The sequence below is a fragment of the Caulobacter sp. genome, assembly GCF_049283275.1.
GTDB lineage: Bacteria > Pseudomonadota > Alphaproteobacteria > Caulobacterales > Caulobacteraceae > Caulobacter.
The window spans coordinates 1-12,527 of the sequence record NZ_JBAPVS010000227.1; the positions used below are offsets into that span (position 1 = coordinate 1).

Here is a 12,527-nt window from a genome sequence, read left to right on the forward strand (position 1 = left end):
GTCGAGCACGGCGCCAAGGGCGGCGACGAGATCAACACCCCCAAGGCCGGCAAGGACTACGGCTGGCCGACCATCACCTATGGCGAGGACTATTCGGGCAAGCCGATCGGCGACGGGATCACCCAGCACGAGGGCATGGAGCAGCCGCTCTATTACTGGGATCCGGTGATCGCCCCCTCGGGTCTGGCGTTCTACGACGCCGACCTGTTCCCGGCCTGGAAGGGCAGCCTGTTCGTCGGCGGGCTCAAGGGCTATCTGGTGCGGCTGACGCTGAAGGACAAGCAGGTGGTCGGCGAGGAGCGCCTGCTGTCGGACCTGAACTTCCGCATCCGCGACGTGAAGGTAGGGCCGGACGGGGCGCTGTACCTGGTGACGGATGAGGATGACGGCCGGGTGTTGCGGATTTCGCCGAAGGGGTAGGTCCTTAAATCCTCCCCCTCTGGGGGAGGTGGCCCAGAGGGTCGGAGGGGGTTCTCCCCGCCGGCTCAGCAATCCCCCTCCGTCGCTCCGCGACACCTCCCCCAGAGGGGGAGGATCTTAAGACCCCTACTTCGGCTTCCCCTTCCTTGCCTCCCACAGGCTCGCGGCCATGGACGGCTTGCCCTTCAGCAGGGTGGCGGCGGCCATACCGGCCAGGAACGAGGCGGTCGGATGCTCCTGCATCATGGCCAGCACGCGCTTGTCCAGCGGCGGCTGGCGGGTGCGGGCCAGATGCCGCTTCTGCATCAGCGCCCAGATCGTCACCGCCAACGCCGCCGTCGCCGCGACGATGGTGTAGGCCCAGGCCGAGCCGACCCACTGGCTCAGGAAGGCGAACACCGCCATCGCCGCCGCCACCGCGGCGATCGCCGCGGCCATGATCAGGCCGGCGCCGGTCATCAACCGCGAAATAAGTCTATCAATGAAGTCGTCCAGCATCGCGCCCTCCTGAAAAGCCAAGATTGCAACGCGCGAAGCGGCGGTTGGTGGCAAGCCTCTAGGCCGTTAGGCGCAGCGCCACCTCTTCGCCGATCGCCAGCGAGCTGGTCAAGCCCGGGCTCTCGATGCCGAACAGCGCCATCAGCCCCTCCAGACCGTGGGTCTCGGCGCCGCTCAGCAGGAAGTCCGGCTGGGGTTCGTCCGGACCGTGGATCTTGGGCCGCACCCCGGCATAGTCGGGAACCAGAAGGTCTTGCGGCACGTCAGGCCAGAACTTGCGGACATAGGCGGCGAAGGCGGCCGCCTTGGCCGGATCGACCGAATAGTCGGGAGCCGGAACATATTCCAGGTCCGGCCCGAACACCGCCTGGCCGCCCAGGTCGTTGCGATAGTGGGTGCCCAGGGCCCCATGGATCGGCGGCGGATAGATCAGCCGCTGGAACGGCGCCTTGGCCGCCAGCCGGAAATAGACGCCTTTTCCATAGTGCGCCGCCGGGATCTGGTCGGCGGGAAAGCCCTCGATGGTCCCGGCCACGGCCTGGGCGGAAAGTCCCGGCGCGGTGACCAGCAGGCGGCAGGTCAGGTCGGCGGGCTCGGCCCCGCCGATCCGCACGCTGAAGCCGCCGCCGGCCAGGGGCGTCGCGCCCTCGAACGGGGTGTTGACCACCACCGCCCCCCCGGCCGCCTCGATCTCGCCCTGCAGGGCCAGCATGTAGTCGTGGCTGGCGAACACGCCGCTCTCGGGCGACAGCAGGGCGGTGTGGGCGTTGAGACCCGGCTCCAACGCCCGGGCCTGGGCGCCAGTCAGGTGCTCCATCCCCTCGACATCGTTGGCCAGGGCCTGCTGGAAGATCGCCTCCAGCTGGGGGATCTCGCTTTCGTCGGTGGCCACCACCAGTTTGCCGCACTTCTTGTAGTCGATGTGATGGGTGTCGAGGAACGCGTAGAGCAGCCGACGGCCCTGGACGCACAGCCGCGCCTTCAGCGAGCCGGTGGGATAGTAGAGCCCGCCGTGGATCACCTCGGAATTGCGCGACGATACGCCCTGGCCGATGTGGCCCTCGCCCTCCAGCACCGCCACCACCAGCCCTCGCCGGGACAGGGCATAGCCGCAGGCCAGGCCCACGGCCCCCGCCCCCACGACGACGACGTCGAAATCGAACGCTTGAGTCATTTGAGAGTCGCCGAATGCTCTATGGCGCGGATCACGATCTCGCTGTCGGTCACCTCGTAGAAGACGACATAGGCCCCATAGGGGAGCCGCCGAAAGCGAGGATGGCTGCCGACCGCCTGGGTCATGAAGGGAAAGGGGATCAGCTTGTCCAGATCCGCCCGTAAGGCCGAGATGAACCGCTCAGCCGCCCGCGGACTGTCCGCCGCAATGTGATCACCGATGCGCTTCAGGTCACGGAGAGCACGTGGTGTCACGACGAGTCTTCGACTCACTCCCCGGCGGCCTCGGCGCGCGTCTTGAGCTCCGCCAGCAATTCCCGAAAGACGTTCTCCGCGTCCACATAATCCTTGGGATCGATTGTTTCGGCCTCAAGTTCGTCGAGGAAGCGTTCGAGCTTCTCGGGTCCGCCCATGATCTCGACAGCGCGGCGATAATTCAGATCCGCCAGCTCGGCGGCCACAGCCTCGTCCAGCGACGAGAATTCGCCACGCGCCACGCGCTCTCCGAGGTCGAAAGCATCCTCGGGCCTAAGGGCCACCACGACGGGCCTTGGCTGAACGGGCTTGTTCATGCGCCCAGCCTAGCACGGCTCCGCCAAGGCGCTAGATGTCTGTTCCCGCCGAGGGGCGCCCCCTACCCCTCCCACTGCGACCACAGGGCCGTCGCTTCGGTCCTGGCCTTGGCCACCGAGGCGTCCTTGACGTGGCCGTAGCCGCGGATCTCCTGCGGGACCGAGGCGATGCGGGCCGCCAGCGGCAGACGTTCGGGCGTCAGGCCGCCGGCCAGGCGGTCGAGGGTGGTCTCGTAGTCAACGATCAGACCGCGCTCCATGCGGCGCTCCTCGGTGGCGCCGAACACGTCCAGCGGACCGCCGCGCAGGCCCTTCATCTTGGCCATCACCGGGAAGGCGTAGTCGAGCATCCAGCCGCCGAAAGCCATCTTGCGCGGGGTGCCGTCCTTGTTCTTGGCGCCGATGATCGGCGGGGCCAGCCAGACCTTGGCCTTGCCGCCCTTGAAGGTTCCGGCCAGCTCGGCCGCGAACCGGCCGTCGGTATAGAGGCGAGCGACCTCATACTCGTCCTTGTAGGCCATCAGCTTGTAGAGGTTGATGGCCGCCGCGCGGGTGAGAGCCCCTCCTCCATCCGGGCCGCCGCCGCCGTTGGCGGCCTCGGCCGCCGCGACCTTCTCGATCCTGGCCAGGTAGCGCTTGGCGTAGGCCTGGTTCTGATAGGCCGTCAGGTCGGCGGCGCGCTTGGCGATCAGGTCTTCCAGCGGCATCGTCTCCGGCGTCGGCACGTCCGCATCGCGCGGCCCCATCGACGCGGGGTCGTGCGCCACCCGGCGGCCCAGCTCGAAGGCGGCCAGGTTGGACTCGTAGTCCACGCCGTTCAGCTTGATCGCCCGATAGATCGCGCGGCTGGACAGCGGGATCACCCCGCGCTGCCAGGCGAAACCGACCATGATCATGTTGGCGAAGATGGCGTCGCCGAACTGGGTCTCGGCCAGGTGCTGGGCCGGGCAGGCGTCGAAGCTCTTGGTCGCGCCCCTGATCCGCCGGGCCATGGCCCCGCTGTCGAAGCGGATGTCGCGGCTGGTGACGAAGTCGGCGGTGGGGGCGAAGTCGCTGTTGCCGAACGCGCTGGTGCGGTCCTTGGCGTAGAGCGACAGGCCCTCGGGGCTGGCGGCCACCAGCATGTCGCAGGCGATCAGCACGTCGGCGCTGGCGGCCGGCACGCGGCCGCCGACCACCGTCTCCTCGGTCTCGCCGATCTTGACGTGGCTGAACACCGAGCCGCCCTTCTGGGCCAGGCCCGTCATGTCGACCACGCTGCCGGAGCGGCCGTCGACGTGGGCGGCCATGGCCAGGATCGAGGCCACGGTGGTCACGCCCGTGCCGCCGACGCCGGTGAAGATGATCCGGCGCACGCCGTGGAAGTCGTCGAACACCGGCAGGGGCGTGGAGTCGGCCGTCAGGGCCGGGGCCTTCTTGGCCTTTGTGCTTTCCGCGCCTTCCAGGGTGATGAACGACGGGCAGAAGCCGTCGACGCAGCTGTAGTCCTGGTTACAGGATGACTGGTTGATCTTGCGTTTGCGGCCGAACTCGGTGTTCAGCGGCTCGACCGACACGCAGTTGGATTTGATCGAGCAGTCGCCGCAGCCCTCGCAGACCAGCGGGTTGATGAACACCCGCTTGGTGGCCTTGGCCATGGTCCCGCGCTTGCGGCGACGGCGCTTTTCGGTGGCGCAGGTCTGGTCGTAGAGCAGCACCGTGGTGCCCGGCGTGTCGCGCAGCATCTTCTGCACGTCCATCAGCTCGGAGCGCGGGAAGACCTCGACGCCGGGGGCCAGATCGGTGACGCCTTGATAGCGCTCCAGCTCGTCGACAACGATCACCGTCCTGGCCACGCCTTCGCTGGCCAGCTGGCGGGTGATCTGGGCCGGGGTGAAGCCGCTCTCGGCGCGCTGGCCGCCGGTCATGGCGACGGCGTCGTTGAACAGCAGCTTGTAGGTGATGTTGGCCCCGGCCGCGATCGCCGCCCGGATCGCCAGCGAGCCGGAGTGGTTGTAAGTGCCGTCGCCCAGGTTCTGGAAGACGTGCTTCTCGGTGGTGAACGGCGCCGCGCCCACCCAGGTCAGGCCCTCGCCGCCCATGTGGGTGTTCAGGTCGGTCATCGGATCGTTGAAGCCGGCCATGTAGTGACAGCCGATGCCGGCCAGGGCGCGGCTGCCCTCGGGCAGCTTGGTCGAGGTGTTGTGCGGGCAGCCCGAACAGAAGAACGGCTTGCGGGCCTGGTCGGCGGCCAGGCTGACGGCGGCGACGCCGGCGGCCGAGACGCGGTTCAGATAGGCCTGGGCCCGCTCCATGTGCGGGCCTGGCGGCAGACGGTCGTAGATGGCCAGGGCGATTTCGGCCACCGACAGCGAGCCCAGCTCCGACAGCAGCGGATGGCCGTGCTCGTCCAGCTTGCCGATGATCCGGGGACGGGCCTGGGCCGGCAGGTCGTAGAGGGCGGCCCGGGCCTGCGGTTCGATCAGTCCGCGCTTGTGCTCGATGACCATCAGGGTCTCGAGACCGGCGGCGAAGGCGCGGATGCCCAGCGGCTCCAGCGGCCAGGGCATGCCGACCTTGTAGATCGAGACGCCCAGGTCCGACGCCTCCTCCAGGCTCATGCCCATGGCGGTGAAGGCTTCCAGCACGTCCTTATAGGCCTGCCCCTGGCAGACGATGCCAAGCCGCGCCTTGCCGACGCGGACGTGCGAGGCGCCCAGCACCACGCGGTCGATATGGTTGGCGCGGGCGAAGGCCAGGGCGGCGGGGATCTTGTGCAGACGGAGCCGGCGCTCCTTCTCCATGGGCTGATCCTTCAGCCGAATGCCCAGACCGCCGGGCGGCATCGGGAACTCGGGGATCACCAGCTTATGGCGGTCCAGCGAAACGTCGATGGTCACGCCGCTGTCCATGGTGTCGGCCAGGGCGATCATGCCCGTCCACAGGCCCGAGAAGCGCGACATCGAAATGCCCAGCAGGCCGTAGTCGAGCACCTCCTGCACGTCGGCCGGCGACAGCACCGGCATCTCGAAGTCCTGGAAGGCGAATTCCGACTGCGACGGCAGGGTCGAGCTCTTGCAGGCGTGGTCGTCGCCGGCCACCGCCAGCACGCCGCCGGTCGGGAAGGTCCCGGCGAAGTTGGCGTGCTTGAAGACGTCGCCGGTGCGGTCCACGCCCGGCGCCTTGCCGTACCACATGCCGAAGACGCCATCGTGAGTCGCGCCCGGGAACAGGTTGGCCTGCTGGCTGCCCCACACGGCGGTGGCGGCCAGGTCCTCGTTCAGGCCTTCCTTGAAGACCACGTCATGGGCGGTGAGCAGCTTGGAGAGGCGGGCGGCCTGCTGGTCCAATCCCCCCAGGGGCGAGCCCCGATAGCCCGAAAGGAAGCCCGCCGTATTGAGCCCGGCGCGGGTGTCGAGTCGCTTTCGGTCGAGGAGGACTCTGATCAGAGCCTGCACGCCGGTGATGAACGCGCGACCATTTTCGAGCAGATATTTGTCGTCGAGCGTGACTTCGGAGTGCCGCATAGCAAAAAAATTCCTCCCGGGTCTTCTCGCCCGCCCAGCAATATCTTATAGAAACGGGGAAATTGTTTGCCCAAGGTGTGCCCGACTCAAGGCCGCTTTGCGCAAGATCAACGCGCCAATCACCCTCTGGGGGGAGGAAATCTTGTCCGAACAACTCGACGCCGTGGATGCCAAGATCCTGGATCTCATCCAACACGACGCCGGACTGTCTGTCGCGGAGATCGCGGAGCGAGTCGGGCTGTCGTCCAGCCCTTGCTGGCGCCGGATCAAAAGGCTGGAGGACGCGGGCGTCATCCAGCGCCGCGTGACCATCCTGGACCGCGAAAAGCTGGGCCTGGGCTTCGAGGTCTATTGCACCGCCAAGCTCTCGCTGCCGACCAAGGAAAACCTCGAGGTCTTCGAGCAGGCCGTCGGCAAGTGGGCCGAGGTGGTGCAGTGCGCCACCGTGACCGGCGCGGCCGACTATGAGCTGCGCATCGTCACCCGCGACATGCGCGCCTTCGACGAGTTCCTGCGTGACAAGCTGCTGTCGCTGGGCCTGGTCAGCAACATCGAGAGCCGGATCGTCATCCGCGGCGTCAAGAACTCCACGGCCGTGCCGCTGGGTCTGGTCAGCCCCTATGTCAGCCCGCTGAGCTGACGCCGTCTTCCTTCTCCCCTTGCGGGAGAAGGTGGCCGCGAAGCGGTCGGATGAGGGGGCGATAGACATCGAACGCCGCGATCAGCCGCAAGGCCGGTCGCGGCGTTTGCCTTTTGAGAGACCCCTCATCCGTCGGCTGCGCCGACACCTTCTCCCACAAGGGGAGAAGGATCCGAGAGCCAGTTTCTTCTAGAATCCCCTCCCCGCACCCTCCACAATAAAGGCTCCAGCCTTCCCGGAGCCTTCCCATGATCGACCTCGTCATCGACCAGCGCCGCAAGGATCTCGGCGGTTTCGAGGTGGGGCGGGTGCTGCCGTTCCACAGCCGGCGGATGGTGGGACCCTTCACCTTCTTCGACCACATGGGCCCGGTGGAGTTCGACCCCGGCTTCCCGCGCAATGTCGACGTGCGGCCGCACCCGCACATCGGCCTGTCGACCCTGACCTATCTGTTCGAGGGCGAGATCACCCACAAGGACAGCATCGGCTCGGACCTGATCATCCGGCCCGGCGAGGTCAACTGGATGACCGCCGGCAGCGGCATCACCCATTCCGAACGCTTCGAGACCCTGCGCGAATACGGCGGCGCCATGCACGGCATCCAGGCCTGGGTGGCCCTGCCCGACGGGCAGGAGGAGATCGCCCCGGCCTTCTCGCACCACGCCCGCGACGAGATGCCGATCTATGAGGACGGCGGACTGAAGGCGGCGCTGGTGGCCGGCAAGGCGTTCGGCGCCTCGGCCAAGGTGCCGGTGTTCTCGCCGCTGTTCTATGTGCACTGGGAAATGGCGGCCGGCGCCAAGGCCGGACTGCCGGCCGAATATCCCGAACGCGCGGCCTATGTCGCCACCGGCAAGGTCGAGGCGGCCGGCCAGGTGCTGCACGCCGGCCAGATGGCGGTGTTCAAGCCGGGCGAGACGATCACCTTCGAGGCGCTGGAGCCCTCGACCGTCATGCTGCTGGGCGGCGAACCGGTGGGACCGCGCTTCATCGAGTGGAACTTCGTCTCCTCGTCCAAGGAGCGCATCGAGCAGGCCAAGGCCGACTGGCGGGCCCAGCGCATGAAGCTGCCCGACCTGGACGACCAGGAGTTCACCCCCCTGCCCGAACCGCCGCCGCCCGCGCCGCCGATGTCGTAGGGGTTGGGGCGTATCGCTCGGTGCGTGGTCCTCGTCCTTCGACAGGCTCAGGATGAGGACCATTTACAGGCCTGAGCGTTAGAAAAACCTCATCCTGAGCTTGTCGAAGGACGAGGTTTTCGTCCCAGACGACTGAAGGTCGATACGCCCTAGAGGAACGGCCCCGGCAGCCTCGGCGGCCCCGGCCCGACCTCGTCGTCGGCCTCCCCCACGGCTTGGTAGTGCGTCACCAGCTTGGCGCAGGCCCCCAGGAGCAAAGTCTCGACGAAGGCCATTTCGCGGCCCGTCAGCCGGACGATCTCGGCCAGGGCGTGACCGCGTCCGGCGGCCATGTCCATCACCGCCACCTCCTGGGCCGACAGCGCGGCGCGGGCGCCCGCCAGCCGCTCCACCGCGTCCAGCCGCTGGAAGCCGTCGTCGCTGGCCAGCGTCTTGCGATAGTCGCGGCCGTACAGCGCCGAGGCCTCGGCCTCGGCCAGGCCGATGTCGGGGCCTGGGTCCTCGAAACGGGCGGGCATGGAGGGCGGATCTTCCTGGCTCATCGCCGTCCTTCTAAACCGCGAGCAGTCCCGCCTGAAGAGGCTCCGGCGCCCTTCCCACTCTTGACCCCGCGCCCCGCCGGTCCGAAGACATTGGGATGACTGATCTCGCCCTCGAAACCTTCGTCCGCGGCCTGCCCAAGGCCGAGCTGCACATGCACATCGAGGGCAGCCTCGAGCCCGAGCTGATGTTCGAGCTGGCCGAGCGCAACGGCGTCGCCCTGCCCTTCAAGACGGTGGACGAGATCCGCGCCGCCTACGCCTTCTCCAACCTGCAGGACTTCCTGGACATCTATTACCAGGGCGCGGGCGTGCTGCTGACGGCGGCCGACTTCAAGGATCTGGCCCTGGCCTATTTCCGCCGGCTGAAGGCCGACGGCGGCACGCATGCCGAGATCTTCTTCGATCCCCAGACCCACACCGACCGCGGCGTGGCGTTCGACACGGTGATCACCGGGCTGACGGCGGGCATGGATGAAGCCGAGCGCACGCTGGGCGTCACCTCCAAGCTGATCCTCTGCTTCCTGCGCCACCTGGACGAGGCCGCCGCCTTCGCCACCCTGGAGCAGGCCAAGCCCTATCTCGACAGGATCGCCGGCGTCGGCCTGGACTCCTCCGAGGTCGGCCACCCGCCCGCCAAGTTCGCCCGCGTGATGCAGGCGGCCCGGGACCTGGGCCTCAAGATCGTGGCCCATGCCGGCGAGGAAGGCCCCCCGGCCTATGTCTGGGAGGCGGTGGACATCCTCGACGTCGACCGCATCGACCACGGCAACCGCGCCCTGGAGGACGACTGCCTGACCGCTCGCCTGGTGCAGGACGGCACGACCCTGACGGTCTGCCCGCTGTCGAACCTGAAGCTGTGCGGGGTGTCGGACCTGAAGGAGCATCCCCTCAAGCGCATGCTGAAGCTGGGCCTGAAGGCCACGGTCAATTCCGACGACCCGGCCTATTTCGGCGGCTACCTGCTGGAGAACTACGTCCAGACGGCGCAGGCCGTGGGCCTGACGCGCGACGAGCTGGTGACCCTGGCCAAGAACAGCTTCACGGGGTCGTTCCTGGACGAGGCGGAGAAGGCTCGACGGGTGGCGGGGATCGACGCTTACGTGGCGGCACAGTAGGGCAGCGGCTCACCGCCTTGCCCCCACCTGACCGCTTCGCGGTCTGTCCGCCCCCATAGGGGGCGGAGGAGGGGTATGCGCGCCCTCTTCCCCCGGTGGGGGAAGACGATCGCGCAGCGATCCGTAGGGGGCAAGTGTTAGCCGCTAAAGCGCCTTCCGCACCGCCTCGGCCAACTCGTCCAGCTCCGTGATCCCCAGATCCGCATGGAACGGCAGGCTCAGCACCGACTTGGCCAGGCGGTCGGCGACCGGGGTGTGGTCGCGGATGACGATGCCCGGACCGACCGGGTTGGTCGCGTAGCCCATCTCCGCCAGCTTGGCGGCCACGACCGGAGCCGCGCCCGGCGAAACTCTGACGACCCAGGCGTCGGACACCCAGCTCATGCCCCAGCCCGGCTGGAAGCTGATCGGCGCGCCCAAGAGCAGCATGCGCAGGCGTTGGGCGGCGGTGGCCAGGCGCAGGCGCTGGCCTGACCAGCCGTCAAGTCCGGCGTCGCCGGTGAAGGCCGGCGCATCGAGCCTGGCGATGAAGTCGGCGTCCTGACTGGCCACGAACACGCCGCGCCCGCCCGGCAGGCCGACGACCACGGGAACCGGGGCGTCCATGATCACGTCGAAGCCGTCGGTGGCGTCGACCACGATCGGCAGGCCGGTCTCGCGCTGGAAAGCGGCCCAGGCGTTCATGTCCGGCGCGCGACCGAAGGCGCAGGTCGGGACGATGGCCTCGATCGGCGGCGGGGCCTCGCCCAGACGCTCGCGCAGGTGGGCCGGATCGAACATCCAGCTGCAGGGATCCACGTCGACCAGCCAGGGCCGCAGGCCGGCCGCGACGACGCCCTGCAGGGTGGCGAACGAGGCCAGCGCCGGAACGATGCAGACGCCGCCGCGGCGTACGCCCAAGGCGATCAAGGCCGCGCTCAGGGCGGCCACGCGGGTGGAGACGGCGCGGACGGCGGTGGGACGGTCGAAGCGGTCGGCCAGCTTGGCGTCCAGGCCCGGCGCCAGACCCTGGCGCAGCACCTTGGCGACGGCGGCGAAATCCAGCGGAACGCCGGCGGCCGCGAGCGCGGCTTCGGCCTTGGCCTGTCTGCGGGCTTCTGGCGACACTTTGGGGAGGGCTTGCATCAGACGTCGCTTCCGAACAATCCGGCCCTGTCACGCGACAGCGCCTTTATGGTTAAGCAAACGTATCGAGTGACTCGCCCGCCCCAGATGCGGCGCGCCGTCGCGGCAAAATGTATCCGGAATCTTTCGCCTAGGCAGAAGCCGTCCAACCGTCGCGCAGCTCGCGCTTCAAGACCTTGCCGATATGGCTGCGCGGCAGGGATTCCACGAGCTTGAGGTCGACCAGCCGCTGGGTCTTGCCCAGGCGGGCATTGGCCCACGTCCGCAGACCCTCCGCGTCAATTCGTCCATTGGGCTTAACGGCTACGAAAGCCACGGGCGATTCGCCCCAGGCGTCGGAGGGCACGCCGACCACCGCGGCCTCGGCCACGTCGGGATGTTTGACGATCTCGGCCTCGATGTCGCTGGGGTAGATGTTGAAGCCGCCGCTGATGATCATGTCCTTCTTGCGATCCATCAGGGTCAGGAAGCCGTCCTCGTCGAACCGGCCGACGTCGCCGGTGCGGATGAAGCTCCAGCCCTCGGGCGAGATCCAGGTCGCCTCGGCGGTCTTGCCCGGCTGGCCGTGATAGCCGTTCATCATCCCCGCCGAGCGGCCGACGATCTCGCCGACCACGCCGGGGCCGACCTGGACGCCGTCCTCATCGATCAGCCGGATGTCGTGGCCGGGCGCGGGACGGCCCACCGTGTGCAGCTTGTCCGGGTGCTCGTGGGCAAACAGGATGCAGGTGCCGCCGCCCTCGGTCATGCCGAAATACTCGACCAGCCCGCCGGGCCAGCGCGCCAGGACCTGAGCCTTCAGCTCGGCCGAGAACGGGGCGCTGGTGCAGAATTTCATGACCGTCGACGACAGGTCGAAGCCGTCGAAGTCCGGCCGGTCCATCAGGCGGCGATACTGCACCGGCACCAGCATGGTGTGGGTCATGCGGTGTTGCTGGGCCAGCTCCAGGTATTTGCCGGCGTCGAACTTCTTCATCAGCACCACCGTGCCCCCGCCCGCCAGGGTGGGGAAGAAGCAGACCAGGGTGGTGTTGGAATAGAGCGGGGTCGACAGCAGGGTGACGACCTCGGGGCCGTAGCCCACCGCATCGCCGCGGAACACGTGCTTCCAGCGCATGCCGTGCGACTGGACGATGCCCTTGGGCGCGCCGGTCGTGCCGCTGGAATAGATGATGTTGAACGGCTCTTCGGGCGCGATGGCCACGGCGGCCGGGATCGCCCCGACCGGCGCCAGCCAGGCGTCGAAAGCCTCGCCGAAGTCCGCGCCGTCCAGGGCGATATAGCGCACGGCGATCGGGGCGGGTTTCTGGGCCTCGGCCACGCCGGCGTCCATGAAGAACAGTCTGGCCCCGCAGTCGGCGACCATGCCGGCGATGGCCTCGGGCGTGGAAGACGGCGCCAGCGGCGCGACCGCCACGCCGGCCCGCAACGCGCCCAGGAACAGAGCCGCATAGGGGATCGACGACAGGGCGCAGACGGCGACGGCCTCGCCCTGTTGGATCCCGTCGCGCTGCAGGGCGGCGGCGACGCGGTCGGCCAGGGCGTCGAACTGGGCGTAGGTGACGGTCTCGCCGGTCTCCATGACCACGGCGGGATGCCCGGGCAGCTCCGCCGCCCGCTGCCGCAGGATGTCGCCCATCACGCCGTAGTCGGCGGTCATCATGGCGGCGATGGTGGTCATGGTGTCTGTCCCAAAAGCAGCTCACGGCGGCGCTGCCCCCTCCGGCCCTCCGGGCCACCTCCCCCAAAGGGGGAGGATCTAGGTCAGCGCATCCTGAAAGATGCTCCCCCTTAGGG

General features: G+C 68.3%; 12 protein-coding genes. 4 read left to right on the forward strand and 8 right to left on the reverse strand.

All coding sequences use genetic code 11. The features are described from left to right. Positions 1 to 420: PQQ-dependent sugar dehydrogenase (locus WAL33_RS12780; protein WP_422181929.1), on the forward strand; the 420-nt coding region annotated here is incomplete at its 5' end. A 126-nt stretch (positions 421 to 546) separates the two neighbouring features. Here WAL33_RS12780 and WAL33_RS12785 read toward each other — a convergent pair. From WAL33_RS12785 to WAL33_RS12805, 5 genes are all read right to left on the reverse strand, one after another. Further along, the gene (locus tag WAL33_RS12785) at positions 547 to 918 is read right to left on the reverse strand and encodes a hypothetical protein (protein ID WP_422181930.1); all 372 of its coding nucleotides are present in this window, start codon (positions 916 to 918) and stop codon (positions 547 to 549) included. A gap of 58 nt (positions 919 to 976) precedes the next feature. After that, complete coding sequence (locus WAL33_RS12790; RefSeq protein ID WP_422181931.1) at positions 977 to 2,092, reverse strand: NAD(P)/FAD-dependent oxidoreductase; 1,116 nt, start codon at positions 2,090 to 2,092, stop codon at positions 977 to 979. Continuing rightward, positions 2,089 to 2,364, reverse strand: coding sequence for a type II toxin-antitoxin system RelE/ParE family toxin (locus WAL33_RS12795; RefSeq protein WP_422181932.1), 276 nt, complete (start codon positions 2,362 to 2,364; stop codon positions 2,089 to 2,091). Before WAL33_RS12795 ends, WAL33_RS12790 begins: the two co-directional genes overlap by 4 nt. Then, positions 2,361 to 2,663: a hypothetical protein gene (locus WAL33_RS12800; RefSeq protein ID WP_422181933.1), complete on the reverse strand. Its 303-nt coding sequence runs from the start codon at positions 2,661 to 2,663 to the stop codon at positions 2,361 to 2,363. Before WAL33_RS12800 ends, WAL33_RS12795 begins: the two co-directional genes overlap by 4 nt. A 62-nt stretch (positions 2,664 to 2,725) precedes the next feature. Beyond that, positions 2,726 to 6,169: an indolepyruvate ferredoxin oxidoreductase family protein gene (locus WAL33_RS12805; protein WP_422181934.1), complete on the reverse strand. Its 3,444-nt coding sequence runs from the start codon at positions 6,167 to 6,169 to the stop codon at positions 2,726 to 2,728. Between the two features lie 142 nt (positions 6,170 to 6,311). On the opposite strand from WAL33_RS12805, the gene WAL33_RS12810 reads away from it, so the two are divergent. Both WAL33_RS12810 and WAL33_RS12815 read left to right on the forward strand, forming a co-directional pair. After that, the gene (locus tag WAL33_RS12810; RefSeq protein WP_029914476.1) at positions 6,312 to 6,809 is read left to right on the forward strand and encodes an Lrp/AsnC family transcriptional regulator; all 498 of its coding nucleotides are present in this window, start codon (positions 6,312 to 6,314) and stop codon (positions 6,807 to 6,809) included. 248 nt (positions 6,810 to 7,057) lie between these two features. Next, positions 7,058 to 7,948, forward strand: a complete 891-nt coding sequence (locus WAL33_RS12815) for a pirin family protein (protein ID WP_422181935.1) — start codon at positions 7,058 to 7,060, stop codon at positions 7,946 to 7,948. 149 nt (positions 7,949 to 8,097) lie between these two features. Here the strand turns inward: WAL33_RS12815 and WAL33_RS12820 are convergent, their stop codons facing one another. Beyond that, entirely contained in the window at positions 8,098 to 8,490 is a 393-nt protein-coding gene (locus tag WAL33_RS12820; RefSeq protein ID WP_422181936.1) for a hypothetical protein, read from the reverse strand. Positions 8,491 to 8,585: 95 nt separating this feature from the next. Here WAL33_RS12820 and WAL33_RS12825 point away from each other — a divergent pair, with 95 nt between their 5' ends. Continuing rightward, positions 8,586 to 9,605, forward strand: a complete 1,020-nt coding sequence (locus WAL33_RS12825) for an adenosine deaminase (protein WP_422181937.1) — start codon at positions 8,586 to 8,588, stop codon at positions 9,603 to 9,605. Between the two features lie 144 nt (positions 9,606 to 9,749). Here WAL33_RS12825 and WAL33_RS12830 read toward each other — a convergent pair whose 3' ends face one another. Together WAL33_RS12830 and WAL33_RS12835 are read right to left on the reverse strand one after the other, a co-directional pair. Continuing rightward, the gene (locus WAL33_RS12830) at positions 9,750 to 10,730 is read right to left on the reverse strand and encodes a DegT/DnrJ/EryC1/StrS family aminotransferase (protein ID WP_422181938.1); all 981 of its coding nucleotides are present in this window, start codon (positions 10,728 to 10,730) and stop codon (positions 9,750 to 9,752) included. Positions 10,731 to 10,860: 130 nt separating this feature from the next. After that, a complete protein-coding gene (locus WAL33_RS12835; protein WP_422181939.1) occupies positions 10,861 to 12,411 on the reverse strand; it encodes a class I adenylate-forming enzyme family protein in 1,551 nt (516 codons plus the stop codon). Positions 12,412 to 12,527 lie beyond the last annotated feature (116 nt).